At 53.1% G+C, this 26,864-nt stretch carries 18 protein-coding genes; 4 read left to right on the top strand and 14 right to left on the bottom strand.

What is annotated here, in order from left to right; genetic code table 11:
• The first annotated feature begins 279 nt into the window (after positions 1–279).
• Positions 280–1,233, top strand: coding sequence for an IS110 family RNA-guided transposase (locus tag CFF01_RS06305; RefSeq protein WP_088904235.1), 954 nt, complete (start codon positions 280–282; stop codon positions 1,231–1,233).
• 29 nt (positions 1,234–1,262) lie between these two features.
• Here the strand turns inward: CFF01_RS06305 and CFF01_RS06300 are convergent, their stop codons facing one another.
• The 9 genes from CFF01_RS06300 to CFF01_RS06260 form a co-directional block, all read right to left on the bottom strand.
• Entirely contained in the window at positions 1,263–1,709 is a 447-nt protein-coding gene (locus CFF01_RS06300; RefSeq protein WP_088904234.1) for a GNAT family N-acetyltransferase, read from the bottom strand.
• 737 nt (positions 1,710–2,446) lie between these two features.
• Positions 2,447–3,676 carry a phenylacetate--CoA ligase family protein gene (locus tag CFF01_RS06295; protein ID WP_332459639.1) on the bottom strand — a complete coding sequence of 410 codons (1,230 nt, stop codon included), beginning with the start codon at positions 3,674–3,676 and terminating at the stop codon, positions 2,447–2,449.
• Positions 3,677–3,682: 6 nt separating this feature from the next.
• Positions 3,683–4,501, bottom strand: coding sequence for an ABC transporter ATP-binding protein (locus CFF01_RS06290; RefSeq protein WP_033537581.1), 819 nt, complete (start codon positions 4,499–4,501; stop codon positions 3,683–3,685).
• A 63-nt stretch (positions 4,502–4,564) separates the two neighbouring features.
• Positions 4,565–5,809 (bottom strand): ABC transporter substrate-binding protein, encoded by a 1,245-nt coding sequence (locus tag CFF01_RS06285; protein WP_088904232.1) that lies wholly within the window; start codon positions 5,807–5,809, stop codon positions 4,565–4,567.
• 139 nt (positions 5,810–5,948) lie between these two features.
• Positions 5,949–7,022 (bottom strand): branched-chain amino acid ABC transporter permease, encoded by a 1,074-nt coding sequence (locus CFF01_RS06280; protein WP_033537579.1) that lies wholly within the window; start codon positions 7,020–7,022, stop codon positions 5,949–5,951.
• A gap of 61 nt (positions 7,023–7,083) precedes the next feature.
• Complete coding sequence (locus CFF01_RS06275) at positions 7,084–7,977, bottom strand: branched-chain amino acid ABC transporter permease (protein ID WP_088904231.1); 894 nt, start codon at positions 7,975–7,977, stop codon at positions 7,084–7,086.
• Entirely contained in the window at positions 7,974–9,941 is a 1,968-nt protein-coding gene (locus tag CFF01_RS06270) for a long-chain fatty acid--CoA ligase (RefSeq protein ID WP_088904230.1), read from the bottom strand. Before CFF01_RS06270 ends, CFF01_RS06275 begins: the two co-directional genes overlap by 4 nt.
• Positions 9,941–10,738 (bottom strand): ABC transporter ATP-binding protein, encoded by a 798-nt coding sequence (locus CFF01_RS06265; protein ID WP_033537577.1) that lies wholly within the window; start codon positions 10,736–10,738, stop codon positions 9,941–9,943. The genes CFF01_RS06270 and CFF01_RS06265 overlap by 1 nt, the downstream gene beginning before the upstream one ends.
• 115 nt (positions 10,739–10,853) lie before the next feature.
• A complete protein-coding gene (locus CFF01_RS06260; protein WP_088904229.1) occupies positions 10,854–11,891 on the bottom strand; it encodes a DcaP family trimeric outer membrane transporter in 1,038 nt (345 codons plus the stop codon).
• Between the two features lie 259 nt (positions 11,892–12,150).
• Between CFF01_RS06260 and CFF01_RS06250 the strand changes: the two genes are divergently transcribed.
• On the top strand, positions 12,151–15,651 hold the full coding sequence (locus CFF01_RS06250) for a hybrid sensor histidine kinase/response regulator (RefSeq protein ID WP_088904227.1): 3,501 nt from the start codon (positions 12,151–12,153) through the stop codon (positions 15,649–15,651).
• A gap of 59 nt (positions 15,652–15,710) precedes the next feature.
• On the opposite strand, the gene CFF01_RS06245 is transcribed toward CFF01_RS06250, so the two are convergent.
• A complete protein-coding gene (locus CFF01_RS06245) occupies positions 15,711–16,379 on the bottom strand; it encodes a response regulator transcription factor (protein ID WP_088904226.1) in 669 nt (222 codons plus the stop codon).
• 438 nt (positions 16,380–16,817) lie between these two features.
• On the opposite strand from CFF01_RS06245, the gene CFF01_RS06240 reads away from it, so the two are divergent.
• Positions 16,818–17,942, top strand: coding sequence for a patatin-like phospholipase family protein (locus tag CFF01_RS06240; RefSeq protein ID WP_088904225.1), 1,125 nt, complete (start codon positions 16,818–16,820; stop codon positions 17,940–17,942).
• Here CFF01_RS06240 and CFF01_RS06235 read toward each other — a convergent pair.
• Positions 17,939–18,655 carry an SGNH/GDSL hydrolase family protein gene (locus CFF01_RS06235; RefSeq protein ID WP_088904224.1) on the bottom strand — a complete coding sequence of 239 codons (717 nt, stop codon included), beginning with the start codon at positions 18,653–18,655 and terminating at the stop codon, positions 17,939–17,941. The genes CFF01_RS06240 and CFF01_RS06235 overlap by 4 nt on opposite strands.
• A gap of 9 nt (positions 18,656–18,664) precedes the next feature.
• Positions 18,665–20,614 (bottom strand): monovalent cation:proton antiporter family protein, encoded by a 1,950-nt coding sequence (locus CFF01_RS06230; RefSeq protein ID WP_088904223.1) that lies wholly within the window; start codon positions 20,612–20,614, stop codon positions 18,665–18,667.
• A 236-nt stretch (positions 20,615–20,850) separates the two neighbouring features.
• Between CFF01_RS06230 and dgcS the strand changes: the two genes are divergently transcribed.
• Positions 20,851–21,735, top strand: coding sequence for a diguanylate cyclase DgcS (gene dgcS / locus CFF01_RS06225; RefSeq protein ID WP_088904222.1), 885 nt, complete (start codon positions 20,851–20,853; stop codon positions 21,733–21,735).
• A 161-nt stretch (positions 21,736–21,896) separates the two neighbouring features.
• Here dgcS and tilS read toward each other — a convergent pair whose 3' ends face one another.
• Together tilS and dnaE are read right to left on the bottom strand one after the other, a co-directional pair.
• Complete coding sequence (gene tilS, locus CFF01_RS06220; protein ID WP_088904221.1) at positions 21,897–23,297, bottom strand: tRNA lysidine(34) synthetase TilS; 1,401 nt, start codon at positions 23,295–23,297, stop codon at positions 21,897–21,899.
• Complete coding sequence (gene dnaE / locus CFF01_RS06215; protein WP_088904220.1) at positions 23,298–26,771, bottom strand: DNA polymerase III subunit alpha; 3,474 nt, start codon at positions 26,769–26,771, stop codon at positions 23,298–23,300. It lies immediately after the preceding gene.
• Positions 26,772–26,864 lie beyond the last annotated feature (93 nt).

Raw genomic sequence — 26,864 nt, 5'->3', positions numbered from 1 at the left:
AAGGTGTGAGCGGCGCTTGGCTATACTTGAGCGAAGCAAAACTGCCAAGCGTCGCGAATCACTCTTAAATGCTTTGTATGGTTAATCCTGTTCCATTTTAGGGTAAATTGGAGGCCCACCCTCAATGGCCGTTGAGGGTCTTTATGCAGTAGCTCGATTGAATGGCGGCTCCTCTTACGAGAGACCGGTAACAAGTGGGTAGCGCTGCATAACTCCTAGCAATAACTCGAACAGTCATTGGGGCCTCGAGCCCGTATAGCAAGGCAGAGTAAGCTTATAATGAACAACTATAAAAACCAAACTGAAATCAATGTCGGCGTTGATGTCGGTAAGTCACAACTCGATATAGTTCTACATCCACTCGACTTACATTTATCTATCCCAAATGACCCTGAGCATATCCAGAAAGTCATTCAGGTACTTAAGCAGCATCCGGTAAAACGTATCGTCACTGAGGCGACGGGCCGTTATGAACATGCCTTTGTCTTTGCCTGTGATAAGGCTAATTTACCTGTTGTTATCGTCAACCCAATCAAGGTTCGTCGCTTTGCCCAAGCTATCGGTGTCATGGCAAAGACAGATAAAATTGATGCTTCAGTCATCGCTCAATTTTCGGCAGTCATTAAACCTGAGATAAAGCAACTTCCGGATGAACAGTCACAAATAATCAAAGACTTATTAATCAGACGAACCCAGCTACTTGAAATGGCAACGATGGAAAAAAATCGTCTCCAAATCATGCCTAAAGAGCTTCATAAATCAATTAATACTTTGCTTAAATCACTTAACCAGCAAATAGATAAACTTACGGAAAAGCTCGATAAGCTCGTAGCCCAGGTCAAAGAGTGGCGCGTCAAATCGGAAATATTGACGAGTGTTCCTGGGGTGGGGAAAGTGCTTTCCTACACCCTGCTTAGTGAAATGCCAGAATTAGGAAAACTAAACAGAAAAGAAATTGCCGCCCTAGTTGGTGTCGCTCCCATGAACCGCGAAAGTGGTTCTTACAAGGGTAAACGCAGAATCCGTGGTGGTCGCCACAGAATACGCACAGTCATGTTTATGGCGATGATGTCAGCCATACAATGTAATCCTGTCTTTAAACGCTATTACCAGCGTCTCAAAGCCGCTGGCAAAATGCCGAAAGTAGCACTGATAGCTTGCATGCGAAAGCTCATCGTGATCTTGAATACCATGCTTAAAAGCGAGGAACTGTGGTGCGCAAAAAATGGATAAATATATTGACTAAACACCACAGTCACTTGTTATGTGCGTACTAAAGACATGGGTACAAACCTAATTCCGTTGAACTCGGCTTCTTCACCTGTTGCTATGAAACCATTGCGATTGTAGAACTCAACAGCATTCACCGATGAACGCAGGCTAACTTCACGAGCATCTGTCTGATTGAGCAGATGATTCAATAAAGCACGACCTAAACCTGAACCTTGCTGTGAATTAGCAACAAATAAATGTGTTAGATAATTCCCATCACGTAAAGCAGCAAAACCAAGGACTTCCCCACCTGATACGGCCTTAACAGATGAAAACTTCTCATGGTCAAAAGTTGTCACTAGGTCAGGTAAAACTCTGTCCTTATACTCTTGCTTTCCCTGTTCATTAAACAATGGAAGCACATCCTTGTCTGAGACCTCTGAAACAAGCCTTGTCACTGCCTCTAAGTCAGATTTTAGGACCTTCTGAATTTCCATATTCCCTCCGAGCACATAACATTTTATTAGTGCGCATGCGCGTTTACCTCGTTGGACCAGTGAAAACGCGCACAGTTAACTATCTGTATATAATGAACTTATCAGCATTTTTCCAAATATACCATCTACAAAAACGCGCATGCGCGTTTTCCAAACCTATTATCTATTTAACGAATAGATTAAATGGTTGATTTTAATCTCGTTAACTTAAACGAGAATGTGAAAACGCGCACAAATACCGGATGAAAATCGTTCAAAATCCTTATGATTTTAATATGACTGTATAGTTATCCAGTTTTTTTGGTTGGGGAGTAGTGAATTACATTACGCTGGTGTAGCGATGAAAATTACCAGACCAGAAAGTCCATTCGTTACAACTCCGTCGACCCCTTGCCTAACAAGCTTTGGGGCAAAAATCAGTTAGCTTTTATACCTTAAACACACCAACACCGCCAAATCGAAGAGACGTTAGATACCCAGTTCAAACACGATTTTGGCCTTCGAAATCAGGGATGATTTCGCAGAGCCCACAAGGAAGTGCTCGTGGCGAGCCAAAATAGTGTTTGCACGATCCCCGCCGGACAGGCGCTAGATTGCCATGAAAGTGCGACCTTCAAATATCCTTCCAACATAAACTCCGGTAGATGTTAGACGTTAATAGTTAAACAACAAAAATGCCCAACCTCATCCAAGGCCGGGCATTATCCTCAAAGTCAGGCTAGACGAAGCCTAGACCATTATCTTTGGTCCTCGATCACCACCCCATCATCCGCCAAGGCACCAGGTGCCACCAAGGCCACCTCCCCCGACAGCTGGGTTTCGGCACGGATCGAGTCCTGCACCGCGCTAATATCGACCTGAGGTCGCATCGCCTCGTCCACCTCGCACAGCAGATGCATTACATCATTCTCTTGCTGACGGCTCACCACCAAGCGCACCTTAGCAATGCCTGGATGACGACTGCGAATCCGCTCCACCTGCTCGGGATGCACAAACAACCCCTTCACCTTAGTGGTCTGATCGGCGCGGCCTAGCCAGCCCTTGATGCGCACATTAGTGCGACCGCAGGGGCTAGCGCCCGGCAAAATGGCTGACAAGTCTCCAGTGGCAAAGCGCACCAGTGGGTAGTCACGATTAAAGCTGGTCACCACCACCTCACCCACCTCGCCCTCAGGCACAGGGGTTAAGGTACCGGGTCGCACTATCTCGACAATGATGCCTTCGGCGACCACCAGGCCTTCACCCGAGACGCTCTCGAAGGCGATCAGGCCGAGATCGGCGGTGGCATAGGCCTGCCTAACATTGATATCCGCCGCCTCGAAGCTGGCCTTGAGGGAGGGCGTTAACGCCTCGCCCGATACTAGGGCCTTGGTAATAGAGCTGGTGTCCTTACCTAAAGCTTTGCCCTTCTCCAGCAAGATATTAAGAAACGAAGGAGTGCCGCAGTAGCCAGTCGGCTTAAGCGAGGCGATAAGATCCAGCTGCATCTCACTCTGACCTGGGCCCGCCGGGATCACGGTGCAGCCACAGGCCTTCGCGCCCGAGTCCATGATAAAGCCACCTGGCGTCAGGTGATAAGACAGGCAGTTCTGCACCAGATCGCCAGCTCTAAACCCAGCGGCGAAAAAGGCTTGCCCCATACGCCACCAATCATGGCCATCACACTCGGGATCATAGATGGGCCCTGGCGACTGGAAGATACGCCCACTCGGCTTGTTTGGCGTCATGCCGGCAAAGGGCGGCTGCTTGGCCTGCAGGGCGATAAGATCTGCCTTGCGGGTAATGGGCAGGGTCGCCAGCGCCTCGCGACTTTCGATGCTGGTCAACTCAATATCTGCCAGTAGCTCGGCGTAATAGCTACAGTTTGCCTTGGCGTGGCTGAGCTGCTCTGCCAGCGCCGCCATCAGCTGCTGCTCGCGCAGCTCTGGGGCGAGCGTCTCTTCGGGTTTGTAATACTCGGCCATCATGCCTCCCTACAACCAACGCTTGCGGCGTTTGTACGACTTTAAGTTTTTGAAGCTCTTACGGGTCTCGTTACCGCCCCCCAGATAGAACTCCTTCACATCTTCGTTGTTAAGCAGCTGCGCCTTAGTGCCGTCGAGCACAATTTTGCCTGACTCCATGATGTAACCATAGTTGGCGGCCTTAAGGGCGTAGTTGGCATTCTGCTCCACCAGCAGCATGGTAATACCCTGCTCGCGGTTGATCTTCTCTATGATGCCAAACACCTCTTTCACCAGCAGAGGCGACAGCCCCATAGAGGGCTCATCCAGGCAAATCATCTTAGGCCTGGCCATCAGGGCGCGGCCGATGGCCAGCATCTGCTGCTCACCGCCCGACAGGTAACCCGCCAGCCCGGTGCGCTCCTTGAGGCGCGGGAAGTAGTTGAACACCATCTCGATATCCTGGTTCACCTGACCATCACGGCGGGTATAGGCCCCCAGCTTGAGGTTTTCGATCACCGTCATATCTTCGATAATCCGGCGCCCCTCCATCACCTGAAACAGGCCAGAGCGCACCACCTCATCGGCGTTTTTCACATCGATACGCTCGCCCATGAAGTGAATGTCACCGCGAGACACCTCGCCGTTTTCGGTTTTAAGTAAACCAGAGATCGCCTTGAGGGTAGTGGACTTACCGGCACCGTTGGGCCCCAGCAAGGTCACGATTTCGCCCTGTGGCACATCGATACTCACGCCACGTAGCACCTGGATCACATCGTCATAGACCACTTCGATATTGTTGATCGAGAGAAGTGGTGTCTCGGGCTTTAACTGCACTGCTTGTGTCATAACAACTCCAAGGTCAAGAAGCGGGCCGGGCAAGACTCGCTTACCCGGCAGATGGAAAAGAGATTAATAGCCTAACCAGTCAACGCGACGCTCAAGGGTCACCTGATTAACCTTCTCAACCTTAATGTCGCCATCGTTAAAGTTACCCTTGTAGATGTTGACCTGGTTGATACCACGGTGATCTTCCGGTGTCCAAGTGGCAGCCAGGCAGACGCCCTCTAGCCCCTTAGGCACCCAGTTTTTGTGCACGTACATGCCCTTCTTCACGTTCTCGCCTGTAATGCCACCGTTGGCCTTGGCCCACTCCATCGACTCTTTCATGAAATAGGTTGAGCAGACGCCGCGAATATAGTGGTGCAGACGCTCCTCTTGACCCGAGCTGTCAGACATCTTAGAGATCTCGCGAACCAGCTTCATACCCGGTACATCATCGGTCCAGAAGGGGGTCATGGTTGGGAAGATATAGTTCCTCACCCCTTCACCGGCAGCCTTAAACACCAGCTTGTCGCCGCCCCAGATGTTAGACATAAACTGGATATCGGTACCGACCGTGTCACATGACTTGATCAGCGACTGCACCGAGCCCCCCAGGTTACCGATATAACCATAGTTGGTCCCCGAGCTCTTAAGGCTTAAACACTGAGCCTTAAAATCACCCGGCTTCATGGAGATCACCACAGAGGGCTGTACGTCGAAACCCAACTCGGTGGCGTATTCGGCGCAGGCCTCTTTAGGCGCGTTCGGGAAAGGGTGGTTGGCGCCGATATGGGTAAACTTAGGCTTGCCCTGGCCGCCCTTGGCCTTCCAGTCGTCGGCCGCCCACTGCACCAGACCGCGGCAGGCATCTGAGTATGAGGCGCCATAGAAGAAGTTATAAGGCGCAGGCTTAGTCGTCTTAGGGTTCTTGCCCTGAGGATCGGTCAAGTGGCCCGAGTAAGAGGCAGAGAAGATAGGCGTCTTATCCTTGGCGGCAAAAGAGATCAGCGCCTCGGTATCGGCCGTTCCCCAGCCCTGCATGGCAACCATGTTTTCACGCGACAACCACTTCTTGTAAGAGGCGATCGCCTGAGGCACCTTGTAGGCGTAGTCTATGGTCTCATATTCCAGCTTAGTGCCGTCGATGCCGCCATTGGCATTGATATAAGCCAGCGCATCACGCACACCGTCGGCATACGGCTTACCCACGAAGGCCGTAGGGCCAGACATATCGGCCAGGTGGCCAACAAAAACCTTATCCTCGGCCTGGGCAGCCCCCGAGGCAAAGGCGAAACAAGCAAGCGTGGTGCTAAGTAATATTTTTTTAGTCATCGTTATCTTCCTTCAACATGATCCATTTAGATTGAATGCGGTTAAGGCAGCGCTACAGCCAGGATCAACGCTCATTGCTATTCAAACTGTGTCGGTTTTACATCAAATTTATTTGTCCTCGCCCTTATCAGTGCTCGACTTAATAGGCGAATGGGTAACACTTCCAGTAGTTCTTAATCTGTCCCCAGCGGTGGGCCAGCCCCTCAGGTTCGAAGATGAGGAACAAGATGATCACTAGGCCGATAGCCATCTCTTTGATATAGGCCAGACCGTCGGTCACCATGGGCAGATTGCCAAAGTCGGTGTACTTCATTAGTCCCACCATGCCCTCTAACACCTCGGGCAGCAGCACCATAAAGACCACCCCCATCAGGGTGCCCTTGATAGAGCCCAAACCGCCGATGATCACCATGGCCAGGAACTGAATCGACATTAAGATGGTGAAGCCCTCGGCAGAGACATACCCCAGGTAGTGGCCGTACAGGGCGCCACCAATACCGGCATAGAAAGAGGAGATGCCGAAGGACAAGAGGCGATACTTGTTGAGCTTAACCCCCATGATCTCGGCCGACAGATAGTGGTCACGCACCGCCACGAAGGCGCGGCCGTCACGGCTACGCATCAGGTTACAACCCCAGATATACATAAACACCAGGGCAAACAGAGCGATAAAGTAGAAGCTCTTATCTGTGTCGAAATCGAAACCAAACAGGCTGACCGGCGCCGCCATGGCCCCAGAGGAACCACCCGAGAACCACTCGGCGCGGCCGAAGAAGTCCTGAATGATAAACTGGGCCGCCAGGGTGGCGATGGCTAAGTAAAGCCCTTTAATACGCGCCGCTGGCATACCAAACATCATGCCCACCGCCATGGTGAGAAAGCCCGCTAAGGGGATACAAAACACCACAGGGATATTAAAGCTGGTATTAAGCCAGGCCGAGGCGAAGGCGCCAAAGCCAAAGAAGGCGCCGTGACCTAAGGATATCTGCCCGGTAAAGCCCACCAGGATATTCAGTCCAAGTGCAGCGATGCCAAGATATGAGATCTGAATAAACAGGGTCAGAAAATAACCATCCAGTACCAAGGGCGCGGCGCAGGCCAGCGCGATCACCAAAAAGGTCACCAGGCGTATGGTCTTGGTTTCAAAAATCGTGTTGTCAGCTTTATAGCTGGTGCGAAAATCCCCGCACGGGCGCATCGCTAAACTAGACATAGAAAACTCCTTGAGCTGCAATAAGGTCGAACGCAATTAGGTGTGTCATCAGCCGTACTCCTTAAATTCGCTCGATATCACGGGTACCGAACAGGCCATAGGGCTTGAACCAGAGAATCACCAGCAAGACATAGAAAGGCGCGATATCGTACATGTTGCCGATATGCAGCCACTGGCTGTCGAAGAACTCGGCGATGTTTTCCAGCACGCCAATTACCACACCACCAACGATGGCACCGACGATGGAGTCCAGTCCGCCCAGGATCACCGCAGGGAACACCTTGATGCCTATGGTCGAGAGGGAGTCTGACACGCCATTAACCATGCCGATCACCACACCGGCCGTCGCCGATACTGTGGCGGCGATGCCCCAGCTCATGGCAAACACCTGCTTAACCGAGATCCCCAGGCTTTGTGCCACCTGCTGGTCAAACGCGGTGGCACGCATCGCCAGACCATGCTTGGAGTATTTAAAGAAGATGAAGAAGGCCGCCATGATGAGTATCGCGATCACAGTACTCATCAGATAGGCCAGCTCTATGTTCAGACCGAAGATGGCGATGGACTGAGTATCGAACACCTGAGGGTAGCTCTGGGGCGAGACGCCAAAGATCCACTTGGTCAGCGACTGGAAGAAGATAGACAAGCCAATTGTCACCATGATCACCGAGATAATGGGCTCACCTATCATGGGGCGTAGCACTATCATCTGCAGCAAGATACCGAACACCGCCATAAAGCATAGGGTCAGAATAAAGCCGATAAAAAACGGCAGCTGGAAATAGGTCAGAAACGCCCAGCAGACCCAGGCTCCCACCAGCAGAAACTCCCCCTGGGCAAAGTTAACGATCTGGGTCGACTTGTACACCAGCACGAAACACATGCCCACCACACCATACAAGAGGCCGACGATCAGGCCATTGATGATAAGTTGAATTAAGAGTTCAAAATTCATGATGCTCTCCTTTGACTCGCCTCGCCCTCGATGGGCTGGCTTGGCGCGATCACTGTCGCCACCTTAACTTGGGTTTTGATGCGCGACTTAGTGCCATCCTGGAAGGTGATCACTGTGTCGATATCCACATGGGACTGGTCGTCATAGATGGCTTCGATGATCTCGCCATACTTGTCGGCAATCACCCCACGTCTTACCTTACGGGTACGGGTCAGCTCGCCGTCATCGGCGTCCAGCTCCTTGTAAAGCAAGATAAACTTGTTGATCTTCTGCGCATCAGGCAGGGTCTCGTTTACCCGCTCCACCTCGGCCTGTAGCTGCTCATAGACCTCGGGCAGACTCGACAAATTGGTGTAGTTGGTAAAGGCCAGTCCCTGCTGCTCGGCCCACTTGGAGACGATGCTGAATCGGATACAGAGGATGGCCGACAAATACGGCTTATCCTTACCTAAGATCACTGCCTCACCGATAAAGGAGGAGAACTTCAGCTTGTTTTCGATATATTGCGGCGAGTACTGAATACCCTGGCTGGTCTTGGCTAAGTCTTTGATACGATCGATCACCACCAGATGGCCCGATGGCTTGAAGTAACCGGCGTCCCCCGTGTGCATCCAGCCATCTTTGACGTCTTCGTCATAAGCGGCCTGATCGCCCAGATAGCCGTTGAACATGCCTACCGTCTTGGCAATCACCTCACCCACTCCTTCGCTATCGGTGTTGATCACCTTAAGCTCGGCGGTATCGAAGGCCACCCCCACAGTGTCGTAATCCACATCATGCTCTTCATGTATGGTGTAGGCGCCGCACATCTCGGTTTGACCGTAAAGTTGACGCAGCGGCACGCCGATCGCCTGGAAGAACTTAAAGGTATCAGGCCCCATAGCCGCGCCGCCGGTGGCCGCCGATTTTAAGAAGGAAAAACCTAAGCGATCGCGCAGCGCCTTCATCAGCAGGATGTCGGCAAGCTTGGAACGCCCGCCATCGGCAAGTCGCTGCTCGGCGCGCTTCATGGCAAAGTCGAACAATTTTTGCTTGAGCGGGGTCGAGTCCATCATGCGCGCCTTCACATCGGCGAGGATCCCTTCCCACACTCTAGGCGCTAACAAGACGAAGCTTGGGCCTATCTCGCGCAGATCCGCCATCATGGTTTCCTGCTCTTCAACGAAATTCACGATCTGACGGGCGATAAGCGCCTGGCCAACGGCGTAGACCTGCTCCATGATCCAGGGTAGCGGCAGCACGGAGACATAGTTGTCGCCCGGCGCACGCGGATCGGCCCTGAGGTAAGAGCAGCAGTGGTCGATAAACTTGCTGCCCTGCAGCAAGACAATCTTGGGCTTAGAAGTGGTGCCCGAAGTGGTGCAGTAGATGGCGATGTTCTCCGCCTTGCCCGCATCGACCAGGTTGTCGTAGTGGCGCGGCTGGGTGTTATCCACTTCCTGGCCGAGGCGATAGATCTCCTCGACACTGATGAGACGTGGGTCGTCATACTTGCGCATACCACGTGGGTCGCAGTAGACGATATATTTCACCGAGGGGATGCTGTCGCCCAGCTCCAGCAGCTTATCGCACTGCTCCTCATCTTCGGCGACAATCACCTGAGCCTCACTGCGGTTAAGCAAATAAGCCACCTCTTCGTGAAGCGAATCTTGATAGATCCCCAGTGAGAAGCAGGCCAGCGCATGGGCGGCCACCTCGCCCCAGACCCACTCGGGGCGATTCTCGCCGAGCAGGGCTATGGTGCTCTCGGCTTTGATGCCCAGATGATCGAAGGCCAGCGCCATCCACTTCACCCGGTTGTGATAATCTTGCCAGCTGAATTCGGTCCAGATGCCGAACTCCTTCTCGCGCATGGCCACCTCTTTACCCCAATTGGCCGCATTGTGGCGTAAGATCTTGGGAAAGGTATCGAGATCGCCCATGTCGAAGGCCCGCGCCGTCGACGCATTATTTACCTGTGTCATTAGCCAACCTCTTGTAATTGCTCGTCATCTTCAAGGCCTAGATAGGCCTGTCTCACGTGCTCGTTAGCCATCACCGCTTCGGGCAGGCCTGAGATCAATTTCTTACCAAAATCGAGCACCATCACCTCATGGGAGATATCCATCACCACCCCCATGTCGTGTTCAATCATCACCACGGTAATGCCAAACTCTTCGTTGAGATCCAGGATATAGCGGGCCATATCCTCCTTCTCCTCCAGGTTCATCCCCGCCATCGGCTCATCGAGCAGGATGAGTTTAGGGTTAAGCGCCATGGCACGCGCCAGCTCTACCCTTTTACGCAGACCATAAGAGAGGGTGCCGGCAATGGACTTACGCACATGGGAGATGTCGAGAAAATCGATGATCTCCTCCACCTGACGACGGTGAGCCAACTCCTCTTTTTGTGCCGGCGAGGCCCAGTAAAGGGGGCCGGTAAGCCAGTTGTTCTTCATCAAGTGATGACGACCCACCATAATGTTATCCAGCACCGACATGTGGCCAAACAGCGCCAGGTTTTGAAAGGTACGCCCTATGCCGAGATCGGCGCGGGCATTGGGTCTAAGATGGGTCACATCTTGGTTATCGAAATGGATGGTTCCCTTCTGAGGCCGGTAGCGACCCGAGATGCTGTTAAGCATTGAGGTCTTGCCCGCCCCGTTGGGACCGATAATCGAGAACACGGCGCCTCGTTCGACCTCGAAACTCACATCGGTCAGGGCCTTTACCCCACCAAATGCCAGCGAGATCTGATCCACACTTAAAATGGTATCTTTCACAACCCTACTCCTTTAAACGGCAATGCCTGGGTGTCTCGGCGGTGGCAGCCAAGGGCATGGCCCCTGGCGAAATGAAACGGAAAAAAAATGGGGAGAGAGCCTCCCCTAAGAGCACTTACAAGGCATATCGCATTGAGAACTGTGCGTAGTTGGAATCGACGTTCTGGTCATCCAGGGCGAAGTTACCCACTTCGATCCCCACCGCCAATGCTGGGGTCAGGTTCTGGAACAGGTTGACGCTCCACTGGCTGCGGTCGGCATCTGACTCGTCAGTTTCGATGCGGCCATAGAGGAAGGTACTGCGCAGGGTATCTGTCCAGTAGTGGCGGTAAGCTGCTAGGTAAGAGGTGCTGGTTTCCACCTCTTCACCGATAAGATCTTTGGTCACGCCCAGACCTACGTAGCGGCCCACCTCACCTTGGTGGAACTGGAAGCGCAGATCGTCTTTACCAAAGGTGTTGATGCGACCGGCTATCGAACCACCGATGGCGGTTTCACTGTTGCCACCCAAGGTATTGAGATTGCGGCCAAGGGCCGAGATAGAAACGTTACCCCAATCACCCTTGAAGTTATAACGGGCCACCACATCTGGCAGATCGTCATTGTCGGTATCGCCGCCGTGACTCTCAGGGTTCTCGATAGAGACCTGGAAGCCGCCAATGTCGTAACGTATCTGTCCCTGACGCACGAAAGCCAGACCTACGGTAGCGCCAGCAAAATCAGCGGTTTCAGGGATAGCGCTGGTGTTCATAAAGGTGGTCCAGGTTTGACCCACGGTAAGATCTTTGTACTTGATAAAGACGTGACGCAGACGCGGATTAGCCGAATTCGACACCACCTGATTGCCACCGCCACCGAGAAAATCCATCTCGATGAAGCCCATCACATCGCCATGAACATACTTGGTATTGAAGCGGGATTCGTTGGCGAAGATACGGAACTGTGACGCGCTCTCTTCGCGCGGCACCCCCGTACCAATCCAGAAGTCACGATAGGCAACATCGCCGTTAACATAGCGAGCGTCCACCTTAAGGTAGCCGCCAAAGGACAGCTTGCCATCGTCACCAACATTAAAGTCGTAGCCGGCCATGGCAGAACTGGCCATCAGGCCGAGTGAAGTTGCAAGTGTGAGTTTTTTTATTGTTGATATCATCTTGATTATCCCCTTTTTTGGTTGCCTCCAAGATGGAGAAATGCCCGCTTGGCCTCAATTGGGAATAGGTAGTAATGCAGCGGTAGTAGACCAAAAGGCGCAAGACCTGAGGCTTAAGCCGTCAGCACTAATACTTAAGTCGATGGTGGGGAAATGCCGACTTTGGCGCCAACTGTGGTATGTTGACTTGAATAACAAAATAAAAGGAGTCAGCCGGGATGGCTTACATAAACTCCTGAAAATATAGGAAAAGTAATAGATGTTCCCAAATTGGCTATTGGTTGCCATCAGCATCAGCTATATCGGCCTGCTGTTTATCATGGCATTTCTGGGTGATAAGTACCGTGGCAAGTGGTTCTCCGGACAGCACACCATCATCTACTCTCTCTCCCTAGGCGTCTACTGTACCTCCTGGGGCTTTCTCGGCACCGCCGGTCAGGCCGCCCATAACTCCTTTTCCTATTTGCCCGTATATATTGCGCCCATTCTGCTGTTTATCTTTGCCTGGCCCTTTATTCAGCGGGTGATCCGTGTCTGCCTTAAGCTCAATATCACTTCCATCGCCGATCTGCTGGCGGCCCGTTTTGGTAAGTCGCCCCTCTTGGCCGTAGTCGTCACCTTCGTTGCCCTGTTTGGCACCCTGCCCTATATCGCGCTGCAGCAAAAGGCGATAGTGAACTCCTATGAGATCTTGCGCCAAGACCACCTGCTCTCCTCCTGGCAATTAGGCTTAGTGGTGAGCCTGATCCTCGCTGGTTTCACCATAGTGTTTGGGGTAAGGGCTATCGATGTAACCGAGCGCCATCCGGGCATGATGCTGGCCATCGCCTTCGAGTCCTTAGTGAAACTTATCGCCTACCTCACCATAGGGATCTTTGTCTCCTTCTTTCTCTTCGACTCCCCCATGGATATCTGGCGTCAGGCGACAGCGATCAATCCCATGGAAAATGAGTTTACTTACCCCAATTTAATCTCGCTGTTTGGCCTGTTGATCATTGTGATGTCTGCGTTTCTGTGTCTGCCAAGACAGTTTCAGGTGATGATCGTCGAGCTAAAATCGCAGAAACATATGCTCTGGAGTCGCTGGACCTTTCCCCTGTATGTGCTGGTGTTTGCCTTCTTCGCTACCCCACTGGGGCAAGCGGGCAACATTCTCTATGGTGACTCGCTGGAAGCCGATGCCTATGTGCTGTTTCTGCCGGTATTCAGCGGCGATATCTGGCTGGGGCTGTTTAGCTTTCTTGGCGCCATCTCGGCCGCCAGCTCCATGGTGATCATCTCAACCATCGCCCTAAGCACAATGCTCAGTAACGAGATTGTTTTCCCGACCCTTTTTAAGATCAACAATATCCAGAGCAACGACTTTCATAAGTTTCGCTCGCACCTGCTAAATATCCGTAAAGCCTTGGTATTGTTAGTGATATTTATGAGCTATGGCATGTTTCTCATCGCCCCGCCCGACACCCTGGCCTCCCTTGGCGAGGTGGCTTTTGGCGCCATAGCCCAAATCGGCCCCGCCCTGTTTGCCGCCTTTTTGTGGCGCCGGGTCACGCTGATCGGTGTCTTGGTGGGGATCACCAGTGGCTTCGCCCTATGGCTGGTGCTCAACCTGCTGCCACAACTTGGGCTCTACGGCCATCCCTTTGCCGGTAGTGAGTATTCGATGACCACCCTATCCACCCTGGTGGGGCTGTTTGTCAACGTCACGGCCATCTGGTTGGTCTCCTCCTTTACCCGCCAGAGCGTGCATGAGCAGATGCAGATAGGTCACTTTATCGAACGTCCTGAGCTGGACAAGGCACTGCCAGACGTACCTAAGCATGTGAACCCAACAGAACTCGAACTTCTGGTGGCTCGCTTTGTAGGCAAAGACAAGGCGGCTCAGGGGTTTTACTCCTTTTTATCCTGTCAGCCCCAGCCCATTTTAGATAAAAATGCCCATAACCAAGCGCTGATCTTCTTCACCGAAAATATGCTCGCCAGCGTTATGGGCTCGGCGTCGGCGCGTTTAGTGCTTTCTTGCGCCCTGCATGGGCGTGATATCGCTATCGAAGATGTGGCACAACTGGTAGAGGAAGCCTCCAGTCACCGTAAGGAATTTAGCCGCAGCGTGCTGCACAGCGCCATCGAAAACGCCAGTGAAGGGATCTCAGTTATCGATAAAGATCTTAATCTGGTGGCCTGGAACCAGCAGTATCTGAGCCTGTTTAATTATCCCGATGATCTTGTCTATATCGGTTGCCCGGTGAGGCAGCTGATTGAATACAACCTCAAATTTGGCAAGGGCTATGTGCCTAACTTGGATGAGCAGATTGAGCGGCGCCTCAACTTCCTGCGCCAGGGCAGCCGCCACAGCACAGAGCGAATCCAGCCCGATGGCAAGACAATACGCATCCAGGGTAACCCTATCCCAGGTGGAGGGTTTGTGATGATCTTCTCCGACATCAGCATGTACCGCGAAGCGGAAAAGTTGCTAAAGGAGAAAAACTTAGACTTAGAAGCCAGGGTATTTGAGCGCACCAAGCGCTTAGAACAGGCGAATCTACAGCTGGCCAAATCTAACGCCGAACTGGCCGAAGCGCTGCAAAAAGTAGAGCAGGCGCATCAGAAGAAGAGCCAATACCTCAAGGCCTGTAGCCATGATCTGCTGCAGCCCCTGTCGGCCGCGCGATTGTTCTCCTCTGCGTTCGTACAGGGCGGGCAGCTGTCAAACAAACAGAAGCAGCAGATAGGCTATATCGATAATGCCCTACAGGTGGCCAACGAGTTGCTGCTGGATCTCAATGAAGTGTCGCGTATCGAAGGAGGCACTGTGGTGCCCGAGATCACCGAGTTTGCCCTGCAAGAGGTACTGGATTCGCTGATGGAGGAGTTTAGCGCCATGGCCAGCACCACACAGGCCGATTTTAAGTGCATCAAGACCAAACTCTGGGTACGCAGCGACAAGGTGCTGCTCAGACGTATCTTACAGAACCTGATCAGCAACGCTTTTCGCTACGCCGGTGGTGGACGTATTCTGCTGGGGTGTCGCCGTCACGGTGACACTGTGGCCATTCAAGTGGTGGACGATGGCCCAGGTATCCCTGATGACAAGCAGGCGGTGATCTTCGAGCAATTTACCCGCCTACAGCACTCGGGACATGAAGGGGTTAATGGTCTGGGTCTGGGGCTGAATATCGCTCAGGGACTCGCCGAGTTGATGCAACACAGACTCACCCTGTCATCGAAAGTCAATCAGGGAAGTATCTTTAGCCTGAGCCTGGCTGCAGTGAAACCTCAGCAGCAAGATGAACAAGCAACCCAGCCCGATATTCTCACCCTCAATGGCGTCAGGGTGCTGTGCGTCGATGACGACCCCAATGTGCTGGCTGGCATGGAGGAGTTATTAAAAGGCTGGAAGTGTCAGGTGCATACGGCTTCTTCGGCGCAGCAAGCCAAGGCCTGCGTTAACCAGTTCGCCAGTAAAATCGATATCGTATTGATGGACTATCAACTGGATAATAACCTCAATGGCCTAGACCTTATGGCAGAGCTGCAAGCCCTATCCAGCCGCCCTATTCCGGCCATTCTGATCACAGCTACGATTGACGAGGAGGTGGTGCAGCGCACCAAGGCCCTGGGCTATGGTTATCTGCGTAAGATCATCAAGCCTATCGCCCTGCGCGCCGTGATGAGCGCCACCCTGGCCAATAGCCTGCATAACAACTACTCGGCCCAAGCTAATCCCCATTATAGCCTGGTGGATCCCCTGAGCGATTAAAAGCAAACGCCCCGCAGCGGACTTAAACCACTGCGGGGCATTTTCATTACTCTCGAAAGCTAGGCTTCTTCCACTTCTGTGGTTAGCGATGTCTTTTCCAGATAGAGCTGGCTCATGGCGATCACCGCCTGCGTACGGGTATGAACACCAAGTTTAAGGAAGATGGCACTGGCGTGGGCCTTGATGGTGGCCTCTGACAAACCCAACTCATAGGCGATCTGCTTATTGAGCAGACCATCGGCAAACATCATCAAGATCTTGTGCTGACGGGGTGACAGGCTGGCAATCTTACTGCTCACGCTGTCTAGGGTGATGGCGCTGAGATCGTCACACCCCGGCGGTGTCCATTGCCGACCAGCCATGACAGCATTAATCGCCTTGACCATCTGCTCGACCGAGGAGGATTTAGGAATAAAACCGGCCGCACCGAAGGACATCGCCTTGCCCACGGTGACTTTATCTTCCTGGCCGGAGATCACCACAATCCCGATATGGGGATAGGTGTTGCGAATATTAACTAAGGTATTAAATCCATGAGCATTGGGTATATTCAGATCCAATAAAAGCAGGTCTGCATCCTGATGCTGCTGTAAAATCTCATCCAGGGCCGTTACCGTTTCCGCTTCAAACAGCATCAGCTGATCGAATTGAGTGGTTAAGGTATTAACGAGTGCTTGCCTAAACAGTGGATGATCATCAGCTATTATTATTTTTAGTGGCTGTAACATTTTTGATCCCTCATATGTACTCAGCCTCAGTCTACGCGAACCTTAAAGATTATCAAACCGACCCAAAATCATTGTATCTGTGCAGCTTTGTCAGTTAACATTTACATTACAAGTAGATAGAGATATATCGCGGTGAAAAGCCGATATCTGAGCCCAGGTCAATATAGACTTATTATCTAGATTGCCACCGTATTATTTATGCTAGAGAAGAGGTTAACGCCGCCTATTTCACCTTATTTGACTAAAATGGCGCACAAAAGCAGAGCAAAAGTTCAGACATATAGGCCTGCTTGAACAAGATTCTGGGCTCACATATTCTAATCAATAAGAAGCACTGTCTTGGACGCTACCCACGAAACAGGTACGAATAGATAAAGTTGCATAAACCCGATAGAGCGAGCTTGCCTCAGGTAGTTTTGGGACACAGGGGAAACGCATTTGCCAGATAAAACAGCATTGGTGTTAGGGGGCGGCGGCGCACGCGCCGCTTACCAGATAGGGGTTCTCAAGGCGATAGTTCAGTTCTATCCCCGCAATCATGGCGTCCCTTTCAAAATCATCTGCGGCACTTCTGCTGGCGCCATCAATGGCACCTCTATCGCGACTCACGCCTCCTGTTTCCATCTCGGCGTACGCAAACTCGAATGGGTCTGGCGCCACTTTAACACCCACAAGGTCTACCGCTCCTCTTTCGGCGGCGTCTTTTCTCATTTAGCGCAAATGGCATTGATGGGACTGCAAGATGCAAAGATTAATACCGATGCCGGCAGCCTGTTCAACAACGACCCGCTACGTGATCTGCTCAATAACCTGATCAACTTTGAACGAATCGATCGCAATATTGCCAGCGGCGCCCTGCATGCCCTGAGTGTCGATACCTCCTGTTATAACTCTTCACGTTCGGTGAGCTTCTTTCAGGCAGCCAAGGAGATAGATGAGTGGAAGCGTGCCCGGCGAGGTGGCCAGCGCACGCATCTCAATACAGAACATCTGCTGGCCAGTGCCGCTATTCCTTTGGTGTTTCCCTCTATCAAGCTTAATCGCGGCTATTATGGCGATGGTTCGGTGCACCAGTTGGCTCCCTTAAGCAGCCCTATTCATTTGGGCGCAGAGAAGATCATGGTGATCAATTTAGAGAGCCCCCATAAGCAGGTCCACAAAGAGTTTGAGCATCATCCTAAGACGGCTACTATCGCAGGTCACCTGCTCGATACCATCTTCTCCGACACCCTAAATAGCGATCTGGAACGCCTGCAGCGGATCAATAGCACCCTCAACCTGATCCCCAAGGAGCGTAAACATGAGGCGTCGCTCAAGACCATAAACACCTTAGTGATAAAACCCAGCGAAGATCTCAGCCTGATCGCCGCTCAGCACTATCATGAGATGCCGATGGCGGTCAAACTGCTGCTGAGGTTAATCGGCATCAATCAACAATCGGACTCGAGTATCGTCTCCTATCTGTTGTTTGAGCAGCCCTACTGTAGCGCGCTGATTAACTTGGGTTATCAAGATGCCATGTGCCAAATCGATGAGATAAAAGCTTTCTTCAATATCGATTAGCTGCGGGGATGTAGCGCTAAGATTTGGTCACTGGCGGCCTCAGCCCACACTTGATAACTCATGGCGCTGGGGTGGAAACCGTCGCAGGCCAAGGCATCTGAGGTCAATGGCAGCTGCAAGGCGAGCAGTTCACAGGCCCTATGCCGACGGCAAAAGTCCCTTAATGCCTGATTAAAGAGCACCTCACGGCGACGCAGCATGCCGGCTAACGGTTGACGAAACCTGGGAAAGTGCCCAAGTGGAGGCAAGGGAGTCAGTAAGATCTTGGCGCTGGGAGAGGCTTGCAGCAGGGTTTCTACCAATGTCTCTGTATTAAATACCCAGCGTTTGACGCCTAAAGGCGACAGCAGATCGTTCACCCCAAGTGAGATTAACACCCAGTCGACCTCTAGCTGACAGCGCTCAAGTACCGCCAGGGTTTGCGCCGTGGTCATGCCTGATTTGGCTTCAAGCTGCCAATGGAGGCGATAATGACAGCTCAAACGTGTAGCAACTTGTCCCGCCAGCGCCTGCTGCTGAGTCATCACTCCAACACCTGCGGCGGCCGAATCTCCCAAAATCAACAGACGTAACTTTGGCCCTTCACCGAGTTCACCGCGTCTTGGGCCAGAAGGCTCGGGCAATTTAGGTGTTCGCCATTTGACCCACAGCGCCTGTGCTAACAGCAAGGGCGAGATCAAAATCAGCAAGCTATAACGTCTTACCATCCGCATAACAACTGTTTAGCCCTGTAACAGATAGTGCTCGGCCTTCTCAATACGCCTTGGTTTACCCAGAATGATCAGAATATCACCGGGGCGAATTAGCCAATCCAGCTCAGGGCTTTCCACCTCGGCACCATTACGGCGCACCGCCCTCAGCTCTACCCTAAGTCGCTCCCAGGGAATAGCCGATAGCGGCTGACCCACCACCTGTGCCCCTTTGGGTAGCGCGACAGCATGTAGCAGCTCCAGGGTAAAATCTGTTTCCTCGCCGGAGAAGAAACCGTGCAGATATTGATAGTGATTACGGCGCTCATGTTCCAGGCGCTTAAGAATTCGGGTCAGGGGGACGCCACATTGATAGAGTACCTGAGAGACCAGCATCAGACTGCCCTCTAGGGTTTCAGGTATCACCTGGCTGGCGCCAGCTTCCTCCAAAGCCTCCATGCCTTCGTCGTCACGGGTTCTGACCAAGATCTTGGCCTCTGGTGCCAGCTGACGACACAGGGGTAACACTTCATCGAGCACATGACTGCTGGTAAAAGTGAGCACAATCAGCTTGGCCTGCTTTATCTGCGCCTGCTTAAGGATCGCCCGTTTGGCCACATCGCCAAAATAGACAGGTTCACCAGCCCGGCGCGCCTCGGTCACCCTTGTCGGGTCTCTGTCGAGCACCAGATAGGGGATCGCCTCACTCTTCATAAAACGGGCAATGGTTTGCCCCACCCGGCCATAGCCTAAGATCAACACCAGCTCGCTGCTCTGTTCCATCGGCGGTATCGTCTCGCCATCGGCCAGCGGCGCCGATCTCGCCCCATGCAGACGTCTGGCGATCTCCACGCTATGACGCACCAGCCAAGGTGCCACCGCCATAGAGAGTACCGCCACCATCACCAGCTTAGTGCTGACAGTGATCTCCAACAGCTGGTAGTTGACCGCCAGTGCCAACACGACAAAGCTAAATTCCCCCACCTGAGCCAGACTAATGGCGGTCGCCACCGAGGTACGAAACGACTCCTTGGCCGCCCTCAACAGACCGAAAACGATCAGAGCCTTGGTGATGATCACTGCCACGACCAAGAGCAGCACCTGCCACCAGAAGGCTAATACCAGGCTAAAGTCGAGCAACATGCCGATAGAGATAAAAAACAGTCCCATCAAGAGATCTCTGAAGGGACGAATGTCAGCCTCTAGCTGACGCTTGTATTGGCTCTCGCCCAGCAGCATACCGGCAATAAAGGCGCCCAATGCCATAGAAAGTCCCAGCCACTGAGTTAATGCCCCGGTGACTAAAGCGACCACTAAGGTCGACAGCACAAACAGCTCATTGGAGCGCGAACGTGCCACTTCATCAAACACCTTAGGAAGCGCCCACTTACCCACGGCCATCAAGGCGATAAAGGCCAGAACCCCTTCCCCCATAGCGAGTACGATCTCTTGCCAGCTTAACACCTCACCATCGGAGGCCAGCAATGGCATAAGGATCAGCAAAGGCACAACCGCGAGATCCTGAAACAAGAGCACACTAACTGACAACTCACCATGGCGACGCCTGAGCCAGCCACGCTCGTTAAGGAGTTTCAGTACAATGGCTGTGGATGACAGTGCGATGGCCGAACCGACCACGATAGATTCGCTAAGATTAAGCCCGAATAACATGCTAATACACATGGTTAAAACGACGGTAACCGTCATCTGGGCTGAGCCTAATCCAAATACGGTGCGGCGCATGGCCCATAGCCTGGGCAGAGAGAATTCCAGACCGAGGGAGAACATCAATAGTACGACCCCCAGCTCTGCTACCGAGTGGATCTGCTGCTGAGTAAACCAATTGAATAGGGAAGGACCACTGATCACGCCAGTGATCAAATAAGCCAAGATCGCCGGCAACCCAGCACGTCTAAAGAGGGCAATCGCGACGATAGCCATCATTAACATCAAGAGGATCTTAACCAGTATGCCGTGTTCCATTAACGCTCCATTATCTGCTACCGACCAAGTACCAGGTCGGATTCCCCTATATCGCCGCAGAGCATGAGTTCAAAGCGTCAAGTTTTCACCGAAGTCAAAATACTGTCACCACGAAAGAACTCACCTCTTACAGACTAACTTAATGACTAATAAAGACAAAGTCATCATTTAGTATTAGGCACGTTTTTTGCTTTACAAACATTATCTCAGGTCCGTTACATTGTGGAGTAAAGATTATGGACTTTGCCTTAGCGACAGAATTTTCGTTTGACGAATATCGCTATCAGCCAGATCACCATCACAATTCAGCCAGTGTCCCTAATCTGGTTTCTGTTATGCAACAGTTGCATGAGAGCCTAGATCCACGGACGGTTTTTGCCTGCTACGGCAAACTCATGGGACAATACTTGCCAGTTCAAGGTGTCAGCCTTGTCTATAAAGAGTATCAGCTAAGCTGGGGCACTGAGCAAGGTCTACTAATAAAACAAAACCTTAGCCATGATGGTTTGAACGCGGTGATCGCCTATCGTCTGTCGGCGCCTCTGGTCAAGCCCCAGACAGAGCTGCTGTATCAGCTGCAATCTCTGCTGCTAAGCCCTCTGGTCAATGCCATCGCCTACCAACAGATGGCGAAACAGGCGATGCACGACTCGCTCACTCAGCTGGGTAACCGTCGCTACTATGAACAGAGCCTCAAGCAGGTTATGGCCCGCGCACTGCGCCATGATGATGCGATCACACTAGTGGTGCTGGATTTAGACAACTTCAAGAGTCTGAATGATAAGTATGGCCATCTGGTAGGCGATGAGGTGCTGTGTCAATTCGGCAAAACCCTGAATCAAGCGATCAGAGATAGCGATCAGGCATTTCGCATCGGCGGAGATGAATTTACGCTTATCGTCGAGGGGGATGCCGCCGCGGCAAGAATCTTGTGTGAACGTATCCTCGCCCTAATGGCTCAGGATAACCTGCTAAACAAATTTCAGGTACAGTGCAGCCTTGGGGCAGCTCAGTGGCATGGAGACAAGGATGCTGAGGCGCTTTACTTGCGGGCCGACAGGGCGCTTTATCACGCTAAGGCAGCCGGGCGTCGTTGCTACCGTATCGATCAAGCCTCATAAAGATAGCCCACTCAGCGCTGAAGACTATACACTGAAGGTTATACGCCAAAGACGCTGCACTGAAGATTGTGCTCTGAAGCTGCCTGCCTAGAGGGCTTCTGCTTCGAGGGTAAGCCCCCTGCTTAAGGCTAGAGCTTGAGGCCTGAGATTGAGGCTCAGAGTCAAGGGTTAGCAATAGGCCAGGTTGAACACGCAAGCGTGAACTGCCAGCCCCCTTCGCCTTCACTGGCCAGAAAACCCTTTTCGACCCAACAACCCACGGCGGCCACCAACTTATCGCCTGCGAATATCAGCGGCACGCGACTACGCTCCCATGGCGGCACGGCAAACTCCTGCCACAGTTTCTTTAGCTCTCTTCCCTTATCCCGCGAATGCGGATGACAGCGCAGCCCGCCAGGTGCGCCAAACGCCAGCCGTAAAGGCAAAGATTCATTAAGGGTTAACCTGGGCCCAGTCTCAGCCCAGCTCGCCCGCAGCTGCAATCGGCTATCGATTGGCCAGCTTAACTCGGGCGTATCGGGATGAGGGCCAACACCAGTAAGCCTTCTCCCGACTCTAGGTTCAAGCACGACAGGATCCAGATAAAGATGATGCTGAAAGCGTCTCAGCTGCATCGACTTAATGCGGATCGCCACCTGGGCATCGGCCTTCGCCGCCAGCAATTGATTAAGGATCTCGCCAAGCTGCGCCGCCGAGGGCAAGGCAAAGCCCCGATACTCGATAAAACCTCGCAGCAGATGAGGTCGCCATAGCGCTCGCTCATTGGCCAGGGCCTTAAGATCTAACACCTGATACTCAGCATGGGGCACGCTTACCAGCATGGCAGGTAAGCGAAGGCTTACCTCCTCGTCAATCAACGCCTGCTGCTCGGCGCAAAGCTGGGCACTGCGGCTGGCTGTCGCGGCAAAGGCGGGCCAGCGAGCGGTCAATGTCGGCAGCACCTCAAGGCGCAGGAAGTTGCGATCGAATCGACTGTCGAGATTGCTCTCATCTTGAATATGGGTCAGTCCTGCGGCCTTAGCGAAAGCTTCAATTTGTGCGCGAGCAACCCCAAGCAAGGGTCTGAGCATTAGGTTATCCGGGCTAAAGGCTTGCACCTCTCCCATGGCCGCTAAGCCTTTGGGGCCTAGCCCACGCTTAAGCGCCAGCAGCAAGGTTTCGAGCTGATCGTCCTGATGATGAGCGGTGAGCAGGATATCACCTGGGCTAAGCTCCTCCCTAAGCGCCGCATATCTGGCGTCCCGCGCCGCTGCCTCCAGGCTAATACGCGCGCCGCTCGCCACAGTGACACGTTTCACCGCAATTGGCAGCCCATATTCACGGGCGCGCCGCTCACAGTGCGACTGCCAGCCATCAGCATTATCACTTAGGCCATGGTGGACATGCACCAGCTGATAACTGAGCTCGCTCTTTACCTTGCTCAATTGGCTCAGCCCATAGGCAAGCACCTCAGAGTCGACGCCGCCACTGTAAGCCAGCACTAACTTAGTGCCAGCCGGCGGCGCTATCTGGGCAACCAGTTTGCTTAGTGCATCAAACGGGCAGAAGCTGTCGATAGCCATTTAGAAGAGGATCCTGACCTTATCTGAGCCGGTCAACGTCTCAAGCGCCAACATCAGCTCATCCGTGGGGTTCACTCGCCACTCATCCCCAAGCCTGAACTGCGCCTTCGCCGTCGGCTGGGCATAATTAATCACCACGGGCACACTGCCCGCTTTCCAAGGTTCTACGGCCGCCTGGAACTGACTGAGCCACTCAGGAGTCACACTGGCGCCGTCCAGATCCACCTCAACCGCGTGGGCAAAATGGCTGCGAGCCTCACCCATGTCGATAATGTTACGCGCCGTCATGCGATTGCCGCCGGAGAAATCGTCGAAACTCACTTCGCCTTCGACGATTAATATTCTGTCCTTCTCCAGCAGCTCGCCAAATTTCTCAAAGGCCTCGGTAAACAGCATCACCTCGAGGCGCGCACTCTTATCATCCAGAGTCACTAACCCCATCTTAGAGCCACGCTTGGTCATCATCACACGCGTCGCCACCACCAGGCCTGCCGCCTTAGTGGTCTTGCCGCGCTCGGTAGGATGGACATCCTTAAGCCTGCCTGAGGTGTAATGTTTAAGCTCTTTCAGGTACTGATTGATCGGGTGACCTGTCAGGTATAGACCTAAGGTTTCCCGCTCCCCTTCGAGCCAGATCTTATCGGGCCAAGGGGTACACTGAACAAATTGCTGCTTGCTATCTTCTGGCTCGCTGTTGAGCAGGCCAAACATATCGTGCTGGCCGATCGCCTCAGCCTTGGCATGTTGGTCGGCCGCGCGGATCGCCTCAGGCAAGGTCGCCATCATGGACGCGCGATGCGGCCCCAGGTTATCCAGCGCGCCGGCGCAGATCAGCTTTTCAATCACCCGGCGGTTAAGCTTTTTCAGATCCACCCGGGCACAGAAATCAAACAGATCCACAAATGGACCATCTTCACGGGCCTTGAGAATCGACTCTACCGGCCCTTCACCCACGCCCTTGATGGCGCCGATGCCGTAGACGATATTAAGGTCGTCATCCACGGTAAAACGGAACAAGCCCTTATTCACATCAGGCGGCAGCAGCGGCAGCCCCATGCGCTCACACTCATCGACCAGGGTAACAATCTTGTCAGTGTTATCCATATCGGCAGACATCACCGCCGCCATAAACTGCGCCGGGTAATGGGTCTTGAGCCAAAGGGTCTGATAGGAAACCAAGGCGTAAGCGGCCGAGTGCGACTTGTTGAAACCGTAACCGGCAAATTTTTCCACCAAGTCGAAGATCTTCATCGCCAGCTCGCCGTCGATGCCGTTCTTTTCCGCCCCCTCTTTGAAGATGCTACGCTGCTTGGCCATCTCCTCGGGTTTCTTCTTACCCATGGCACGACGCAACATATCCGCGCCGCCCAGCGTATAGCCAGAGAGCACCTGGGCGATCTGCATCACCTGTTCCTGATAGAGAATGATGCCGTAGGTCGGCTCTAGGATAGGCTTAAGGCTATCGTGCTGCCACTGAATATCGGGGTAAGAGACCTCTTCACGGCCGTGCTTACGTTCGATGAAGTTATCTACCATGCCCGATTGCAAGGGCCCCGGACGGAACAGGGCCACCAGAGCGATCATATCTTCGAAGCAGTCTGGTTGCAGACGCTTAATCAGATCTTTCATACCGCGGGATTCCAACTGGAACACGGCGGTGGTTTCATAGCGCTGCAACAGGCGGAAAGACGCCGGGTCATCCAAGGCGATCGCCTCGATGCGCACTGGCTCTTTACCTTGTTTCGCCAGATACGGATTGATCATCTGCAGCGCCCAGTCAATGATGGTCAGGGTACGCAGCCCTAGGAAGTCGAACTTCACCAGACCTGCAGTTTCCACATCGTTTTTATCGAACTGGGTGACCGGGTTGTGCCCCTCGGCATCACAATAGAGCGGCGCAAAGTCGGTGATCACGGTCGGCGCGATCACCACGCCTCCCGCGTGCTTACCGGCGTTACGGGTCACCCCTTCGAGCACCCTGCACATGTCGATGAGATCTTTCACCTCTTCGTCGGCATCGTAGGCCTCGGGCAGCGCTGGCTCGGCCTCGAAGGCCTTAGCCAGAGTCATGCCCGGCTCGGCGGGGATCATCTTAGAGATGCGGTCGACAAAACCATAAGGATGGCCAAGCACACGGCCCACGTCGCGCACTACGGCCTTAGCCGCCATGGTACCGAAGGTGATGATCTGTGATACGGCGTCGCGGCCATAGAGTTCGGCTACGTGGTCAATCACCTCGTCTCGCCTGTCCATGCAGAAGTCGACATCGAAGTCGGGCATGGAAACACGCTCGGGGTTAAGGAAACGTTCGAACAGCAAATCGAATTCCAACGGATCCAGGTCGGTGATCTTCAGCGCATAGGCCACCAAGGACCCCGCACCCGAACCACGCCCCGGCCCGATAGGAATACCGTTGTCCTTACCCCACTGGATGAACTCCATTACGATAAGGAAGTAGCCGGGGAAGCCCATGTTATTAATCACGGTGAGCTCGACATCAAGACGCTCGTCATATTCGCCGCGTTTCTCGGCGCGCTCCGCCTCATCGGGAAACAGGAACTCCAAACGCTCCTCAAGGCCCTTCTTGGACACCTCGACCAGAAAGTCTTCGATGGAGAGATCGCCCGTGGGGAAATTAGGCAGGAAGTACTCTCCTAGCCTCACGGTGACGTTACAACGCTTGGCGATCTCCACACTGTTTTGCAGCGCCTCGGGAATATCGTCAAACAGCTCACACATCTCATCTTGGCTGCGGAAATATTGCTGTTCACTGTAACGCCGAGGTCGCCTAGGATCCGCTAGAGTAAAGCCGTCTGAGATGGCCACACGGATCTCATGGGCCTCAAACTGCTCGGGTTGCATAAACACCACCTGGTTGGTGGCGACCACAGGCAAGTCTTTCTGCCCCGCCAGCTCGACCGCCATATGCAGGTAACGCTCTTCATCAGGGCGACCGGTACGGATCAGCTCAAGGTAGTATCGATTTGGAAAATGGGTTTGATAGAAATCCACCAGGGACTCGACCTGGCCACGGTTTCCCTTAAGCAGCGCCTTACCCACATCGCCATCTTTGGCGCCCGAGAGTAAGATCAGTCCCTCGCTGTATTTTTCAAGCCAGGCCTGGTCGATCGCCGCCCTATCTTTAACATGACCACGCAGATAGGCATCACTGATCAACAAGGTGAGATTCTTATAACCCTGATTGTTCATCGCCAGCACGGTCAGCGAGCAAAACTCATCGTCAAACCCCGGCACCAGCATAGCGAAATCACAACCCACGATGGGCTTGATCCCCGCACCATGACAGCCGCTATAGAACTTAACCAAACCACACAGGTTGGTATTGTCGGTCAGCGCCAGCGCCGCCATCTCATATTCGGTCGCCTTGGCGAGAATAGGCTTGACCTTGGCAAGGCCATCAGACATGGAAAAATCACTGTGGACGCGCAGGTGCACGAAACGAGGTTCTGACATAGTTAGCTAATTTCTTTTTTTATCGGCAGGTTATCGCCTTGAAAGAGTAACAGAGTCGCGCCCCAGGCACCAGTCGCGGGCCGAGGGCACTTC

Origin of the sequence: Shewanella marisflavi (genome assembly GCF_002215585.1) — a bacterium.
GTDB lineage: Bacteria > Pseudomonadota > Gammaproteobacteria > Enterobacterales > Shewanellaceae > Shewanella > Shewanella marisflavi.
This window is presented reverse-complemented; position numbering and strand designations above follow the sequence as displayed.